General features: G+C 70.2%; 14 protein-coding genes and 2 tRNA genes. 6 read left to right on the top strand and 10 right to left on the bottom strand.

Translation table 11 applies throughout. The annotated features are described in order from the left end of the window. Positions 1–19 precede the first annotated feature (19 nt). Complete coding sequence (locus tag ACIF8S_RS05375; RefSeq protein WP_399997451.1) at positions 20–1021, top strand: hypothetical protein; 1002 nt, start codon at positions 20–22, stop codon at positions 1019–1021. A 37-nt stretch (positions 1022–1058) separates the two neighbouring features. Then, positions 1059–2006, top strand: a complete 948-nt coding sequence (locus ACIF8S_RS05370; protein ID WP_399997450.1) for a hypothetical protein — start codon at positions 1059–1061, stop codon at positions 2004–2006. Between the two features lie 64 nt (positions 2007–2070). On the opposite strand, the gene clpX is transcribed toward ACIF8S_RS05370, so the two are convergent. The 5 genes from clpX to ACIF8S_RS05345 form a co-directional block, all read right to left on the bottom strand. After that, positions 2071–3357 carry an ATP-dependent Clp protease ATP-binding subunit ClpX gene (gene clpX / locus ACIF8S_RS05365; protein WP_024887532.1) on the bottom strand — a complete coding sequence of 429 codons (1287 nt, stop codon included), beginning with the start codon at positions 3355–3357 and terminating at the stop codon, positions 2071–2073. Between the two features lie 182 nt (positions 3358–3539). Further along, positions 3540–4247: an ATP-dependent Clp protease proteolytic subunit gene (locus ACIF8S_RS05360; protein ID WP_349792870.1), complete on the bottom strand. Its 708-nt coding sequence runs from the start codon at positions 4245–4247 to the stop codon at positions 3540–3542. A gap of 109 nt (positions 4248–4356) precedes the next feature. Then, positions 4357–4962 (bottom strand): ATP-dependent Clp protease proteolytic subunit, encoded by a 606-nt coding sequence (locus ACIF8S_RS05355; protein WP_024887530.1) that lies wholly within the window; start codon positions 4960–4962, stop codon positions 4357–4359. Positions 4963–5333: 371 nt separating this feature from the next. Continuing rightward, positions 5334–6716, bottom strand: a complete 1383-nt coding sequence (tig, locus tag ACIF8S_RS05350) for a trigger factor (RefSeq protein ID WP_399997448.1) — start codon at positions 6714–6716, stop codon at positions 5334–5336. Between the two features lie 164 nt (positions 6717–6880). Beyond that, positions 6881–6957: transfer RNA gene (locus ACIF8S_RS05345), tRNA-Pro, on the bottom strand. Positions 6958–7122: 165 nt separating this feature from the next. Here ACIF8S_RS05345 and ACIF8S_RS05340 point away from each other — a divergent pair. Beyond that, positions 7123–7193 (top strand) — tRNA-Gly (locus ACIF8S_RS05340). Positions 7194–7663: 470 nt separating this feature from the next. On the opposite strand, the gene ACIF8S_RS05335 is transcribed toward ACIF8S_RS05340, so the two are convergent. Next, positions 7664–7858, bottom strand: a complete 195-nt coding sequence (locus ACIF8S_RS05335; protein ID WP_024887528.1) for a hypothetical protein — start codon at positions 7856–7858, stop codon at positions 7664–7666. A gap of 675 nt (positions 7859–8533) precedes the next feature. Between ACIF8S_RS05335 and ACIF8S_RS05330 the strand changes: the two genes are divergently transcribed. Continuing rightward, positions 8534–9727, top strand: coding sequence for an acyltransferase family protein (locus ACIF8S_RS05330; protein WP_399997446.1), 1194 nt, complete (start codon positions 8534–8536; stop codon positions 9725–9727). Here the strand turns inward: ACIF8S_RS05330 and ACIF8S_RS05325 are convergent. Next, complete coding sequence (locus tag ACIF8S_RS05325; protein ID WP_399997798.1) at positions 9724–10179, bottom strand: HD domain-containing protein; 456 nt, start codon at positions 10177–10179, stop codon at positions 9724–9726. The genes ACIF8S_RS05330 and ACIF8S_RS05325 overlap by 4 nt on opposite strands. A gap of 133 nt (positions 10180–10312) precedes the next feature. Next, complete coding sequence (locus tag ACIF8S_RS05320; RefSeq protein ID WP_399997445.1) at positions 10313–11491, bottom strand: PP2C family protein-serine/threonine phosphatase; 1179 nt, start codon at positions 11489–11491, stop codon at positions 10313–10315. Between the two features lie 164 nt (positions 11492–11655). Here ACIF8S_RS05320 and ACIF8S_RS05315 point away from each other — a divergent pair, with 164 nt between their 5' ends. Next, positions 11656–12906, top strand: coding sequence for a GNAT family N-acetyltransferase (locus ACIF8S_RS05315; RefSeq protein ID WP_399997444.1), 1251 nt, complete (start codon positions 11656–11658; stop codon positions 12904–12906). Between the two features lie 127 nt (positions 12907–13033). Here the strand turns inward: ACIF8S_RS05315 and ACIF8S_RS05310 are convergent, their stop codons facing one another. Next, positions 13034–13855 (bottom strand): Fpg/Nei family DNA glycosylase, encoded by an 822-nt coding sequence (locus ACIF8S_RS05310; RefSeq protein ID WP_399997442.1) that lies wholly within the window; start codon positions 13853–13855, stop codon positions 13034–13036. A gap of 37 nt (positions 13856–13892) precedes the next feature. Continuing rightward, positions 13893–14378, bottom strand: a complete 486-nt coding sequence (locus tag ACIF8S_RS05305) for a ribose-5-phosphate isomerase (RefSeq protein ID WP_399997441.1) — start codon at positions 14376–14378, stop codon at positions 13893–13895. Positions 14379–14583: 205 nt separating this feature from the next. Between ACIF8S_RS05305 and ACIF8S_RS05300 the strand changes: the two genes are divergently transcribed. Next, positions 14584–16050 carry an amino acid permease gene (locus ACIF8S_RS05300; protein ID WP_399997439.1) on the top strand — a complete coding sequence of 489 codons (1467 nt, stop codon included), beginning with the start codon at positions 14584–14586 and terminating at the stop codon, positions 16048–16050. Positions 16051–16070 lie beyond the last annotated feature (20 nt).

Here is a 16070-nt window from a genome sequence, read left to right as displayed (position 1 = left end):
TCTGGAGGGGAACCCAGTCATGAGCCACAATCAGCCGGGCCCGTACGGCGGGCAGCCCCAGCAGCCCGGCCCGTACGGCCAGCAGGGACCGTACGGCCGGCCGCCGCAGGTCCCCCAGCCCGGTTACGGACATCCCCAGCAGACGCCCCCTCCGGCCCAGCCCGGCTACGGCTACCCGCAGCAGCAGCCCGGCCACCCCGGACAGCCCGGCGTCCCGCCCCAGCAGCCTTCTTACGGCCAGCAGCCTCCCTACGGACAGCCGCCGTACGGCGCGCCGCCCCAGCCCCCGGCGTCCGGCGGGGGCGGCGGCAAGGTGGCCGCCATCGTGGTCGGCGCCGTCGCGGTCGTGGCGGCCATCGGTGTCGGCGCGTACTTCGTCGTCGGCGGAGGCGGAGGCGGCGGCGCGGACGCCCTGAAGGACGACGGCCCGCACAAGCTCACCACGCCCAAGACGGTGCTGGACGACTACAACCGGTTCGGCAAGGGCTCCGAGGAGAGCGACTCCGACACCGCGAAGGACATGGAGAAGAGCGGCGTCAAGAACGGCACCGCCATCCTCGGCCAGTGGTCGACGGCCGACTTCGGCAGCTACGACCCGGCCGATCCCGGCACCGCCGGCGACTTCCCCGACCGGTCGGAACTGCTCACCGCCAAGGGGGTCACCATGGTGGGCGGTTACGGCGAGATCGCCGACCCGGAGAAGACGCTGGACAAGTTCTTCACCAACATCCAGGAGCAGGTGGAGAAGAGCTCCTCGGGGAACTCGGGAGGGATGGAGAAGCCCGAGCTGGTCGGCGAGCCCGAGGAGGTCGAGATCGACGGCACGGTCGCCAAGTGCCAGTCGACGAAGAGCACCAACTCGCTCACCAAGAAGCAGTCGACCGACTGGTTCTGCGCCTGGGCCGACCACAGCACGGTCGCCATGGTCTCGCCCGGTGACAACGCCGGCACGGGCGTCGACAAGGACACCGCGGTCGACCTGACCACCAAGCTCCGCGAGCAGATCCGCGTCACGGCCTGACCGCACCGCAGCAGCGAACACGAGGGGGAACCCAGTCATGAGCTTCAACCAGCCGGGCCCGTACGGCGGGCAGCCCCAGCAGCCCGGCCCGTACGGCCAGCAGCCGGGACCGTACGGCCAACAGCCGCAGCAGCCGCCCCAGCCCGGCTACGGGTACCCCCAGCAGACGCCCCCGCCCGGCCAGCCCGGCTACGGCTACCCGCAGCAGCCGGGACAGCCGGGACAGCCCGGGGTTCCGCCGCAGCAGCCGCCCTACGGCCAGCAGCCGCAGTACGGCATGCCGCCCCAGCCCCCGGCGTCCGGCGGAGGCGGCGGCAAGAAGGCCGCGATCATCGTCGGCGCCGTCGCGGTCGTGGCGGCCATCGGTGTGGGCGCCTACTTCCTGATCGGCGGCGGCGGGGGCGGGGGCCTGGAGGACGACGGCCCGCACAAGCTGTCCGCGCCGGCGTCGGTCCTCTCGGACAAGTACGACCGCCAGGGTCCGGCGCAGGAGGAGAAGGCGAGCTCCAGCGACGCCAAGGACCTGGCCACGGCCGGGGTGAGCGACGCGACCTCGGTCGCCGCCGTCTACTCCACCACCGACCTCACGCAGTTGGACCCCGAGAACGCGGAGGACCTGGCGAAGCTGCAGACCGCGGAGAACATCACCTACTTCGGCGTCTACGGCAAGGTCGAGGACCCGGAGAAGGCCCTCGACGTGATGTTCACGCAGATGCACAAGAACACCGACGACGAGAAGGTCAAGCTGGTCGGCGAGGCCAAGTCGGTGTCACCCGACGGGCTGGACGGCGCCGTGATGAAGTGCCAGGAGGCCGAGACCACGCACCCGGTCACCAAGAAGGAGCAGACGACCTTCATGTGCGTGTGGGCCGACTACAGCACGGTCGCCGTGGTCGAGCCGACCGCCACCGGCAAGACGTACTCGCTCGACGAGTCCGCGAGCATGGCCGCCGACGTGCGCAAGGACGTGCGGGTCGCCAAGTAGGCCTTGGCACACGGAAAGGGCGTCCGCCGCGATGCGCCGGACGCCCTTTCCGTGTGCTGAGGGGTTACGCCGTCTTCTGCTCGCCCGAGCCGCGGCCGCGCGAGTCGCGCGGGATGAGCGTCGGGTTGACGTTGGAGAGCACCACGTCGGCGGTGATGACCACGCGGGCGACGTCCTTGCGGGACGGCACCTCGTACATCACGCCCTGGAGGACCTCCTCCATGATGGCGCGCAGGCCACGGGCGCCGGTCTGCCGCAGGATCGCCTGGTCGGCGATGGCCTCCAGCGCCTCACGCTCGAAGTCCAGCTCCACACCGTCGAGTTCGAACAGACGCTGGTACTGCTTCACCAGCGCGTTACGCGGCTCGACCAGGATCTGCAGCAGGGCCTCGCGGTCGAGGTTGTGCACGCTGGTGATGACGGGGAGCCGGCCGATGAACTCGGGGATCATGCCGAACTTGACCAGGTCCTCCGGCATGACCTCCTCGAACTGGTCCTTGGACTCCCGCTCCTGCTTGGAGATGATCGTCGCGCCGAAGCCGATGCCCTTGGCGCCCGCCCGGCCCTCGATGATCTTCTCCAGACCGGCGAAGGCACCGCCCACGATGAACAGCACGTTCGTCGTGTCGATCTGGATGAACTCCTGGTGCGGGTGCTTGCGTCCGCCCTGCGGAGGGACCGAGGCCGTGGTGCCCTCGAGGATCTTCAGCAGCGCCTGCTGCACGCCCTCGCCGCTGACGTCCCGGGTGATCGACGGGTTTTCGCTCTTTCGGGCGACCTTGTCGATCTCGTCGATGTAGATGATCCCGGTCTCGGCCTTCTTGACGTCGTAGTCGGCCGCCTGGATCAGCTTGAGCAGGATGTTCTCGACGTCCTCGCCGACGTAACCGGCCTCGGTGAGCGCCGTGGCGTCGGCGATCGCGAAGGGGACGTTCAGCATGCGGGCGAGGGTCTGCGCCAGCAGGGTCTTGCCGGAGCCCGTGGGGCCCAGCAGCAGGATGTTGGACTTCGCCAGCTCGATGGCGTCGTCACGGCCCTGGGCGCCGCCGTTCTCGCCGGCCTGGACGCGCTTGTAGTGGTTGTACACCGCGACCGAGAGGGCCTTCTTGGCCGCCTCCTGGCCCACGACGTACCCCTCGAGGAACTCGTAGATCTCGCGGGGCTTGGGGAGCTCCTCCCAGCGGACCTCGCTGGTCTCGGCGAGCTCTTCCTCGATGATCTCGTTGCAGAGATCGATGCACTCGTCGCAGATGTACACACCGGGCCCTGCGATGAGCTTCTTGACCTGCTTCTGGCTCTTGCCGCAGAACGAGCACTTGAGCAGATCGCCGCCGTCACCGATGCGTGCCACGGTGTGCTTCCCCTTCGCCTGGGAGTCGCCGGACATCCGTGTCCGACGGCTCCTGGTGCTGCCTTATGTCCGACGGTACCTTGCCTGGCCCCCCGTTCGGGCCCCCCTTGGCACGGTTCACTTTGACGTGGACCGTGCCAAACCGTGCCAAGGGGCGGCAGACGTTACACCCAAGCCCCGCATCAGCGCAGGCTGGAGTTGTCCATCTTCCGGGTGGTGATGATCTGGTCGATCAGGCCGTACTCCAGCGCGTCCTCGGCCGTGAGGATCTTGTCGCGCTCGATGTCCTCACGAATCTTCTCGATCGGACGGGTGGAGTGCTTGGCCAGCATGTCCTCCAGCTGCGTACGCATGCGGAGGATCTCGTTGGCGGCGATCTCCAGGTCGGAGACCTGGCCGCGGCCGGTCTCGCTGTAGGGCTGGTGGATCAGCACCCGGGCGTTCGGCAGCGCCATGCGCTTGCCGGGCGTGCCCGCGGCCAGCAGGACCGCGGCGGCGGAGGCCGCCTGGCCCATGCAGACCGTCTGCACGTCGGGCTTCACGTACTGCATGGTGTCGTAGATCGCGGTGAGCGCGGTGAAGGAGCCGCCGGGGCTGTTGATGTAGACCGAGATGTCCCGGTCGGGGTCCATCGACTCCAGGCACAGCAGCTGCGCCATGACGTCGTTGGCCGAGGCGTCGTCGATCTGCACGCCGAGGAAGATCACGCGCTCCTCGAAGAGCTTCGCGTACGGGTCGTACTCGCGGATGCCCTGGGAGGTGCGCTCGACGAAGCGCGGGATGACGTAACGGGACTCGGCCCGCGGGCCGGTGTAACGGCCCTGCGAGGCACTCATGTCCTGCGCGGCCTGCATACGGTCGTAGATCCCGCTGCCGGGGAATGCGTTCACGGTGTCTCCTGAAAGGGGCTGAGGCGGTCGGCTGGGGCGCTGGGGCCCGCCCAGGGCTTCACGGGGCCCGGGCGGGGCCTACGGGGCTCGTGGAGCCCCGTGGGGCTGCTCAGGCCCCGGTGCCGCCGCCGCCCGGCATGCCGGCGGCCGTGGCGATCACGTCGTCGATGAGGCCGTACTCCTTGGCCTCGAAGGCGTCGAACCAGCGGTCACGGTCCGAGTCGCGGGTGATCTGCTCGACCGTCTGGCCGGTGTGCTGGCTCGTGAGCTCGGCCATGCGCTTCTTGGTGTGCAGCAACCGCTCGGCGTGGATCTTGATGTCCGACGCGGAACCGGCGAGACCCGCCGAGGGCTGGTGGATCAGGATCTCGGCGTTGGGCAGCGCGAAGCGCTTGCCGGGGGTGCCCGCGCTGAGCAGGAACTGTCCCATGGACGCCGCGAGACCCATGGCGATCGTCACCACGTCGTTCTTGATGTACTGCATGGTGTCGTAGATCGCCATGCCGGCCGTGATCGAACCGCCGGGGCTGTTGATGTAGAGGTAGATGTCCTTGTCGGGATCCGAGGCAAGGAGCAACAGCTGTGCGGTGATCTTGTTCGCGATGTCGTCGTCGACCGGCTGGCCGAGGAAGATGATCCGCTCGCCGAGCAGCCGGTTGTAGACCTGGTCGCCGAGGCCACCACCGATGGAAGGCTCGCCGGCGGCTGAAGGCATCAGATTCGTCACGTATCCACCTGCTCGTCTTACGACGGCGCCGGGCCGTCTCACGTGTTCCCTGCGGGGGCGGGAGCCGTATCGGAGACTCCACTGCCCTGGTATTCATGGACCCTAACGCGCGGGTCCCTTCGGGGAATCCCGGAGATGGGAGTGTTCGCCGGGGGCGTAGTCGTGGCGGGGCGGGCAGGGCCCGCCGTGCGGCGTACGGACGCGCCGTGGGCGCCGCGGGTCCCGGTGGCCGGCGGCGGGTGCGTCGCGGTTGCCCACGCGGTTCCCCGCGCCCCTGAGGGCGTCCGGCCCCCCTGGTGCCGAGAAGGCCCCGGGGTTGTCGCCCCGGGGCCTTCTCACATGGTCACCGCTGCCGGGGCTCAGCCCTCGGTCTTCTCCTCGGTCTTCTCCTCGGCGGAGGCCCCGGTGGCCTCGGCCTCGGTCTCGTCCTCTTCGTCCTCGAGGTCGACGATCTCGCCGTTGGTGTCCTTGACCGTGGCCTTCTCGACCACGACGGCCAGCGCCTTGCCGCGGGCGACCTCACCGACGAGCAGCGGGACCTGGCCCTGCTCGACGACGGCCTGCGCGAACTGGTCGGGGGACATGCCGGAGGAGGCCGCGCGCCGCATGAGGTGCTCGGTGAGCTCCTCCTGGTTGACGTTGAGCTTCTCCTGCTTCACGAGCTCGTCGAGGACGAACTGGGTCTTGATGCCCTTGACCGCGGCCTCGCGGGTCTCGGTCTCGAACTCCTCCTCGGTCTTGCCCTGGATCTCCAGGTACTTCGCGAGGTCGAGGCCCATCTGGCCGAGCTGGTGGTGCTCGAGGTTGTGCTTGCGGGTGTTGATCTCGTCCTCGAGCAGCTTCTCGGGGACGGGGACCTCGACCAGCTCGAGCAGCTTGTCCAGGACGCGCTCCTGGGCCTGCGTGGCCTGGTCGTACTGCTTCATGTTCTCGAGGCGCTTGCGGCTGTCCGCCTTGAGCTCCTCGAGGGTGTCGAACTCGGAGGCGAGCTGCGCGAACTCGTCGTCCAGCTCGGGCAGCTCACGCGCGGCGACCTGGGTGACCTTGACGGTGACCTCGGCCTCCTTGCCGGCCGCCGAGCCGCCCTTGAGCTCGGAGGTGAAGGTGGCCTCGCCACCGGCCTCCAGGCCCTTCACGGCGTCGTCGATCCCGTCCAGCAGCTCACCGGAGCCGATGGTGTACGAGACACCACTGGCCACGCCGTCCTCGAGGACCTCGCCGTCGACCTTGGCCTCCAGGTCGATGGTGACGACGTCACCGTCCTCGGCGGCACGCTCGACCGGGGAGGTGGAGGCGAAGCGCTCACGGAGCTGCTCGACCGACTTCTCCACGTCCTCGTCGGTGACCTCGACCGCGTCGACCTCGACCTCGATGCCGGAGTAGTCCGGGATCTCGATGGAGGGACGGATGTCGACCTCGGCGGTGAAGTTCAGCGTCTCGCCGTCCTTCAGCTCCGTGATGTCGACCTCGGGCTGGCCGAGCGGGTTGAGGTCCGCCTCGTTCACCGCGTCGGTGTAGAACTTCGGGAGGGCGTCGTTGACGGCCTCCTCCAGCACCGCACCGCGGCCGAAGCGCTGGTCGATGACCCGGGCCGGGACCTTGCCCTTACGGAAGCCCTTCACCGTGACCTGCTGGTTGATCTTCTTGTACGCCGCGTCGAGGCTGTCCTTGAGCTCCTCGAAGGGCACCTCGACAGTGAGCCGAACCCGGGTCGGGTTCAGGGTCTCCACGGCGCTCTTCACGGTTCGGTCTCCTTGTGGCTGACTTCTCGGGTTCTGCCGGGACCAGAACGGTCCGGCCGATTCGCCGCCCAGCGGACTTCAGAGACACATGGGCGTGCAGCTTGCATAGTAACGGCAGCGGCTGCGGCACCCAAAAGGCGATCACCGGCAGGTGAGCAGGTGGCTGGTCGGGGTGGCGGGATTTGAACCCACGGCCTTCCGCTCCCAAAGCGGACGCGCTACCAAGCTGCGCCACACCCCGTCTGGTGCGATCCGTAGGGTACATGCACGCGGGAGAAAGGGCCGCCGCCTTTACCGGCGCGGTGCGGCGCCCGGCGACCGGCCGGACACGGGGTGTGCGACGAGGGCGCACGACCCGCTACGATGCCTGTCAGTGCCGCGGTCACCGACGCGCGGCGCGCAGTGTGCGGGCGTAGCTCAATGGTAGAGCCCCAGTCTTCCAAACTGGCTACGCGGGTTCGATTCCCGTCGCCCGCTCTGTACGGCCGAAGGCCCAGGTGAGAGGGTGTGCACCCGCTCCCTGGGCCTTCGTCGTACCCCGAACCGGGGGCCTCGGGCGGCCCCGTGCCGTCGGGCGCGATCCTGCACCTCCTGTGCGTTCCGCCCCAGGAGCGTCGTCCCGGCCGCGCACCCGTCGTGGAAGACGCGCAGTCGCGGTCCCTCGGCGAGCAGGCCCAGCTCCGGCAGCGGATGGCGCCACGGCAGGACGCGGCGCGCTCCCACATCCCCAGGTTGCGTGTGGTCAGCCGCAGTTCGCGCTGCGGACCCTCGTGGGCGTTCGGCGGGAGGTGCTCCCGGTACGGGGGCTGGACCACGTAGATGCCGAGTGTCCTCTCCCCGGGCTCCACCACAGGGTCGACTCCCTGGCGTGCCTCAGGGCCGGTCCGGGTGTCCGGGCCGGCCCTGAGGCGCGTCGGTGGCGGACCTCTGCCGTGAGGGGGGCGGAGTCAGAAGCTGATGGAGTTGATCATGTCGGCTATCGAGTCCAGGAAGCGCTGGATGTCGTCGGCCATGCCCGTCGAGGCGAGGAAGAAGCCGAAGAGGACGGCGACGATCGCCGGTCCGGCCTTGATGGAGCCACCTCTCAGCAGCACCACCAGGATGATCGCCAACAGCAGCACCACTGACAATGAAATGGCCACAACTGATCACACCCTTGGTCGGTTCGGCTTCGCCGGCCCGGGCGACGCATCCCCGCGCACCCCGCCAGAACCATCGTGCCACCAACAAGCCTTGCCTAACCGGCGGCTGACACATCGTCCGCACCGCGGTCCCGCCGCCGACACCTCCGCGCCGGGCCGGCCGCGGCGCGCCCAGGGGCTTCACACCCAAGTCGCGTTCTTCGTACGACAATTCGAGAAGGCGCCAACTCGGGGAATTGAAGCGCGTCACGGAATATGCACCACCTGACGCCGCGACCACTTCTTTCCCATGCCCACACATCACGTTCGCAGCCGCTCCTGATCATTCACCGACCTCATCGCAGGCGTGCCGCCCGAGGGAACATCAAGTGCGAACGAGACAAACCGGCAAGGCGTCCGACGGTCTCCATGACCTCATTAATCCGGTAAATCCGGACAAGGTCAACCGCCCTGTGATTGCCGCCACGGACGTTGCTTCCACACCGCGCAACACGCCGACGGGACGCACATCTCCCCGAATCCGGGGTACACGCACCGGATAACCAGGAATGACATCGAGCGTTTTACGGATTCCGAGGACGCCGCTAGGGTGCCTGAGATGTTCCATGCTGCCTCGTCCCCCGCAAGCGCAGCGAGCTCCCCGATCGCCTCCCCTCGATTCCGCCGGGAGGGTCAGTGACGAACTCGCAGCGACCGTACGGCAACAGCCCGACGCCGCTTCCTCCTGCGCAAACACCGGCCGACGAACCGCCGGCCTCGCGCGCCGGTCCCCAGAAGGCCGCTCGGTCCGAGCCGGGCGGCAAACAGCGCGACGCCTTCTTCGACAACGCCAAGTACCTGGCGATCGTGCTGGTTGCACTCGGCCACACCTGGGGGCAGGTTCTGGACGACGGGCCGGTCGAGACCGCCTACCGGCTCGTCTACACGTTCCACATGCCGGCATTCATCCTCATCTCCGGCTACTTCTCCCGCAGCTTCGACCTGCGCCCCAAGCACGTCCAGCGGCTGATCACCGGAGTCGTCGTCCCCTACGTGGTCTTCGAGACCGCCTACTCGCTGTTCGAGCGCTACGCCAACGACCAGCCGGACCACGCCGTGTCCTTGATGGACCCCACGTACCACCTCTGGTTCCTGTGCGCGCTGTTCGTGTGGCGGCTGACCACACCGCTGTGGCGTGTGATCCGTCACCCGATTCCCGTATCGCTCGTTCTGGCCGCGCTGGGCTCGGTGTCGCCGCAGATCGGCTCCGACCTGGAGCTGCAGCGGGTACTGCAGTTCCTCCCCTTCTTCGTGCTCGGTCTGACGCTGCGGCCCGAGCACTTCCAGATGGTCAAGCGCCGCTCGGTGCGCGTGCTGTCCGTTCCCGTGTTCCTGGCAGCGGTGGTCACGGCCTGGTGGACGATGCCGTACATGCAAGTCGGCTGGCTCTACCACAGCGAGGCCGCCGAGCAACTGGACGCCGTGTGGTGGGTGGGCCCCATCATGACGCTCGCCACCCTCGCCTGCTCGCTCGCCATGACGATCTGCTTCCTCGCCTGGGTGCCACGCCGTCACATGTGGTTCACCACTCTCGGCGCGGGCACGATCTACGGCTACCTGCTGCACGCCTTCCTCGTGAAGGCCGGCGGGTACACGGGCTTCTTCGCCCAGCCGGTCCTGCAGGAGCCGATCGGCTTGCTGGGCCTCACCCTCTTCGCGGCCGCGGCCGTCACGCTGATGTGCACGCGGCCGGTGCAGCGGGTGCTGCACTGCGTTGTGGAGCCGCGTATGGACTGGGCGTTCCGACGGGACTCGGGCGAGGCCGCCCGTGTGCGCGAGCAGCCCCGGCCCGCCGAAGGGCGCACCTCCGGCGAGAAGGTCTCCGTCTAGGTTCCCGTGTCCGGGCCCGCGTCCAGGCCCAGAAGGGCGCGCATCCGCGTGTACTTGGCGGTCAGCCGGGTCCGGGTGGCCTCGTCGAGGACCGCGAGGCGGGCCGGGTCGGCGTTGTGCGCCAGGTCCGCCTGCTTCACCAGCAGCGCGCCCGGGGTGGCCAGGACGCGGGCCGCGTAGTCCTCGGGCGGCTCGCCGGACCGCTTGGTCACGGCGAGGACGATGTCCTTGGTGCGCCGGGTGAGCGAGGCCCTCTCCAGCCACGCGCGGCTGAGCTTGTCGTCCTCCACGGCATCGTGCAGCCAGGCCGCCGCGATCTGCTCCTCGTCGCCGCCGCGCCGCCGTACGCCCTCGGCGACCGCCTGGAGGTGCTCGGCGTAGGGGCGGCCCGCCTTGTCGGTCTGGCCGGCGTGCGCGGCGCGGGCGGTGGCCTCCACCTCGGTCAGGTCCATGATCGGTGTCCGGTTCACGCGACCAGTGTGCCCCGCGGCACAGGAACGGTGTGCCCGTCCGCAAATGACCGGTGTGCCCGGCCCCGAGCGACCCGTGCGCCCGTCCGCGAACGACCGGTGTGTCCGGCCAGGCTCAGCGGGCGGCTGCCGCGGTGGGGCCCTCGCGGCAGATCAGCAGCAGCGCACGGTCGTCGTTGACGTCCTTGGCGACGGCCTCGATCAGATGCCAGGCGGCGCCGTGGAACCCGCCGGCGACATAGCGGTCGGCCTCGCCGGTGAGTCGGTCGATGCCCTCGACCATGTCCCGGTCGGAGGTCTCCACCAGGCCGTCCGTGAACAGCATCAGCACGTCACCGGGGCGCAGGGAACCCTTGACCGGGTGGAACTGGGCGCCGTCGTACACACCGAGCAGCGGGCCGTCGGCGGCCTTCTCCTCCCAGCGGCCGCTGCCCGCGCTGAGCTGCAGGCCCGGCGGGTGTCCGGCGGAGTAGAGCTCGTAGTCACCGGAGTCCAGGTCCAGCACCAGGTGGATGGAGGTGGCGAAGCCCTCGTCCCAGTCCTGGCGCAGCAGATAGCCGTTGGCGGCCGGGAGGAAGTCGTGCGGGGGCAGGCTCCCGAGCAGCCCGCCGAAGGCGCCGGACAGCAGCAGGGCGCGCGAACCGGCGTCCATGCCTTTGCCGGAGACGTCGGTGAGGACGACCTCCAGGGTGCGCCCCCCGTTGGTGCGGGCCGCGACCACGAAGTCGCCGGAGAAGGACTGGCCGCCGGCCGGGCGCAGCGCCATCTCCCGGTGCCAGCCGGTCGGCAGCTTCGGCAGCTTGCTCTGCACCCGGATGCGTTCACGCAGGTCGAACAGCATGGTGCCGCCGCGCCGCCAGGGCACGCCGACCCGGCTGCGGAACTGGGCGACGAGCAGCCCGAAGAAGCCGCAGGCCGCGACGACCAGGACCACGCCCGGGGTGACCCGGGCCACTCCCTCGGTGTACGGGCCGAGTTGCACGGCCTCCACGATCAGCGCGGTCGCCGCCGCCGCGTACAGGCCGAGCAGACTGGCCGGGCGCAGCAGCAGGCCGCCGGCGACGACCGGGACGCACAGCGCGGCGGGCGAGCACCACACGGAGTTGGCGAGCGTCCCGGCGGCGATCAGCGGAATGGTGAGCAACAGCCCGGCGAGCGCGATCCAGTCCGAGCCGTCGCCGCGGAAGTAGTCCACGGCGGCCCGGCGCACGCCGACGCGGACCCGGTGCCACTGCTTGTTCAACCGGGCCGTGAACGTGCCGGCTTCCGCGCGCCGCTGTCGTCCTGCTGCCATCAGTTCGGGACCCTATCCATCCAACCGGCCACTTGGCACGGGAGGTCCTGGTTGTCCCCCCGGACGGGGACGGAACTCACAGTGAACTTCACGCGGGGCCTTCCCGGGGCCGCCCGGCGGAAATTGCCTCGCCCGGATCATGGGGCCCTGGTAGGCATGCCTCCATGGCGAACGATTCGACGGGCGGCGCGCCCGAGCTCCGGGCCCTGCGGCCGGACGAGTGGGACACCGCGTACGACAACCTGCTGCGCGCCTTCGGGGGGCTGCCGGAGTCGGACGAGGAACGCGAGATGTGGCGGTCCCTCACCGAGTTCGACCGTTTCGTGGCCGCCTGGGACGGTGAGCGGTGCGTGGGGACCGCGGGCGCGTTCTCGTTCCGGCTGACGGTGCCCGGCGGGGCCTCGGTGCCGGCCGCGGGCGTCACGATGGTGAGCGTGGCGGCCACGCACCGGCGGCGCGGGGTGCTGACGTCGATGATGCGGCGGCAGCTGGACGACGTCCGCTCCTGGGGCGAGCCGCTGGCGGTGCTCTGCGCGTCGGAGCCGGCGATCTACGGCCGGTTCGGCTACGGAGCCGCCACCTTCCAGCTGGACGCGGAGATCGACACCACGCGCGTGGGTCTGACCGTGCCGGACGGTACGGATGACGTACGGGTGCGGTACGCCGGCCCCGCCGAGGTGCTGGACGCCTGCGAGGAGGTCTACGCCCGCCTGGTGCCCGGCCGTCCCGGGATGCTGGCGCGGCGGCCCGGCTGGGAGCGGGTCGGGCTGCTCGACCCGGAGAGCGACCGGGACGGCGCGTCGCCGCTGCAGTGCGTGGTCGCCGAGCGCGACGGGGAGGCCGTCGGGTACGCGCGGTACCGGGTGAAGCCGTCCTGGAGTGCGGCGGGTCCCGACGGCCAGGTGGTGCTCAGTGCCCTGGAGGCGCTGGATCCGGCGGCGGGCGCGGCGCTGTGGCGCTTCCTGTTCGGCCTCGACCTGACGTCGTCGCTGGTGGCGCGGGGGCGGCCGGTGGACGAGGGCTGGCAGTACCTGGTGTCGGACATACGGCGCTGCCGCCCGTCCCGCCGGGACGCGCTGTTCGTGCGGCCGGTGGAGGTCGGGGCGGCGCTGGCGGCGCGTACCTACCGGGCGCCGGTGGACGTGGTGCTGGAGGTGGAGGACGCCTTCTGTCCCTGGAACGCGGGGCGCTGGCGGCTGAGCGGGGACGCCAAGGGGGCGTCCTGCGAGCCGACCCGGGACGCGGCCGACCTCGCGCTGTCGGCGCGGGAGCTGGGTGCCGCGTATCTGGGCGGGGTGAGCCTGACGGCGCTCGCCGCGGCCGGGCGGGTGCGTGAGCTGCGCGGCGGTGCGCTGGCCGAGGCGTCCCTCGCCTTCGGCAGCGAGCCGGCGCCGTGGATGCCGCACGGCTTCTGAGCCCGCTCGCCGCGCGCCGCGCGGCTGCCGGTCCCGGGCGCCCTGGCCACCGCACAGGTTCCACCCCGGGGCGCCGCGGCGCGGGCGCCCGGGGTCAGGGGCAGCGCCCGGCGCGGGGTGCCCGGGGTCAGGGGCGCTGGCAGCCGGGGCACCAGAAGAGGTTGCGGGCGGCGAGGTCGGCGGTGCGGATCTCGCCGCCACAGATGTGGCAGGGCCGGTTCGCCCTGCGGTAGACGTACACCTCGCCGCCGTGGTCGTCGACGCGCGGCGGGCGGCCCATCGCCTCGGGGGTGTGCTCGGGGCGGACGGTGTCGATGCGGTTGTTGCGGACGCCCTCGCGCATCAGCGCGGCCAGGTCGGCCCAGATCGCGTCCCACTGCGCGCGGGTGAGGTCCTTGCCGGCCCGGTAGGGGTCGATGCCGTGCCGGAAGAGGACTTCGGCGCGGTAGACGTTGCCGACGCCCGCGACGACCTTCTGGTCCATGAGGAGCGCGGCGATCGTGGTGCGGCTGCGGCTGATCCTGCGGTAGGCGCGTTCGGGGTCCGCGTCGGCGCGGAGCGGGTCGGGGCCGAGTCGGTCGTGTATCGCCCGCTTCTCGGGTTCCGTGATCAGGGCGCAGGTGGTGGGGCCGCGCAGGTCGACGTACCCGGTGGGGCCGGCGAGGCGCAGCCGCACGGTGTCGGTGGGCGGCGGGGCGGGGGCCGGGCCGAAGGTGACCTTGCCGAAGAGGCCGAGGTGGATGTGGACCCACTCGCCGCGTCCGGGGTCGCCGAAGCCCAGGAAGAGGTGCTTGCCGTGGGCGTCGGTGGTGTGCAGCGGGGTGCGGTCGAGGAGGGCGGCGGCGTCGCTGAACTTGCCCTGGGGGCTGGTGACGCGCAGGGGGGTGCCCGCCGGGAAGGCCTCGGCGTAGTCCTTGGCCAGCCGGTGGATGGTGTGGCCCTCGGGCACGGCTCCCCCCTCGCTCCGCTGCTGTTCGGTCCGGTCGTTACTGCTGGGGGTGGTGGGCCGGGATCGGGGGGAGGTCGCCGGTGGTCTCGTAGGAGGTGAGCATGTCGATCCGGCGGATGTGGCGCTCGTCACCCGAGAACGGGGTGTTGAGGAAGATCTCGACGAACTTCGTCGCCTCGTCCTCGGAGTGCATGCGTGCGCCCACCGCGACCACGTTGGCGTCGTTGTGCTCGCGGCCCAGCGCGGCGGTCTGCTCGCTCCACGCCAGGGCGGCCCGTACGCCCTTGACCTTGTTGGCGGCGATCTGCTCGCCGTTGCCGGAGCCGCCGATCACGATGCCGAGGGAGCCGGGGTCCGCGGCGGTCCGCTCCGCGGCGCGGAGGCAGAACGGCGGGTAGTCGTCCTGGGCGTCGTAGAGGTGCGGGCCGCAGTCGACGGGCTCATGTCCCGCCTCCTTGAGCCACTCGACGAGGTGGTTCTTCAGTTCGTAGCCCGCATGGTCGGAGCCGAGATACACGCGCATGCGTCGAGTGTGACACGGCCCCGGCGGGGAAGCGGCGCGGGGTGGGCCGTGTGAAAAGTGTGAGCCAATCCACAGGACCTCAGGAAAAGCTCGGGTAAAGATTGGAAATCAAAGGTTCCTGTGTAAGTAGGCCTCCGTTTCACTGGTTCAGCTCGTGCACCGCTCGTACGGGTACCGCTCTACCGGCGCAAAGGAAGACCCCCACATGACTTCGCAGCCGACCCTCACCAAGGCCGGGGACGGCCCCGAGGGCCCCGGAGGCCCGCCCACGGGTTCCGGTCTCCAGGCCGGGCTCAAGAACCGGCATTTGTCGATGATCGCCATCGGCGGCGTGATCGGCGCGGGCCTGTTCGTCGGGTCCAGCACCGGCATCGCCACCACCGGCCCCGGCATCCTCCTGTCCTACGCCCTCGTCGGCACGCTCGTGGTGCTGGTGATGCGGATGCTGGGCGAGATGTCCGCGGCGAACCCGGCCTCCGGGTCCTTCTCCGCGCACGCCGACCGGGCCCTCGGGCCGTGGGCCGGGTTCACCATCGGCTGGCTGTACTGGTTCTTCTGGGTCGTCGTGCTCGCCGTGGAGGCGACCGCGGGCGCCGCCATCCTCGAAGGGTGGATACCCGCCGTCCCGCAGTGGGGCTGGGCGCTCATCGTGATGGTGGTGCTGACCGCGACGAACCTGGTGTCGGTCGGCTCCTACGGCGAGTTCGAGTTCTGGTTCGCCGGCATCAAGGTCGTCGCCATCGGCGCGTTCATCGTCGTCGGCGGGCTGGCCGTCTTCGGAGTGCTGCCCGGCGCCGACAGCGACCAGGCGGGCCTGTCCAACCTGACCGCGCACGGCGGCTTCCTGCCGAACGGCGCGGGCGCCGTCCTCACCGGCATCCTGCTCGTGGTGTTCTCCTTCATGGGCAGCGAGATCGCCACCCTGGCGGCCGGCGAGTCGGAGGACCCGCAGCGGGCCGTCACCAAGGCCACCAACAGCATCATCTGGCGGATCGGCGTCTTCTACCTCGGCTCGATCCTCGTCGTGGTGTGTCTGCTGCCCTGGGACAGCGAGGCGATCGCGAAGGACGGTTCGTACGTCGCCGCGCTGGACTCGCTCGGCATCGCGCACGCCGGCCAGATCATGAACTTCATCGTGCTGACGTCGGTGCTCTCCTGCCTCAACTCCGGGCTGTACACGGCCTCCCGGATGGCCTTCTCGCTCGGTCAGCGCGGGGACGCGCCGAAGGCGTTCGCCCGGACCACCCACCGGGGCGTGCCGCGGGCCGCGATCCTCGTGTCGGTCGTGTTCGGCTTCGTCGCCGTCTTCTTCAACTACAAGTTCCCCGACTCCGTCTTCCTCTTCCTCGTCAACTCCTCCGGCGCGGTCGCGCTGTTCGTGTGGCTGGTGATCTGCTTCTCGCAGCTGCGCATGCGGAAGATCATCCAGGCGGAGGCGCCGGAGAAGCTGGTCGTGCGGATGTGGCTGTACCCGTACCTGACCTGGGTGAGCATCGCGTTCATCGTGTTCGTGCTCGGCTACATGCTGACCGACACCGAGCACGACGGCCGGACCACGATGCTGCTGACGATGCTGGTCGCGGCGGTGGTGCTGGCGATCTCCCTGGTCCGGCACCGGCTGGCCGGACGGCGGGCCGCCGCCCCGGACCGCGACGAGGTGCGGGCGGGCTGATCCCGCCTCCCCGACACGAC

The organism is Streptomyces sp. NPDC085937, from assembly GCF_044540535.1.
Taxonomy (GTDB): domain Bacteria; phylum Actinomycetota; class Actinomycetes; order Streptomycetales; family Streptomycetaceae; genus Streptomyces.
Note: the sequence above shows the minus strand (reverse complement) of the source record. Positions and strands in the feature narration are given on the sequence as shown.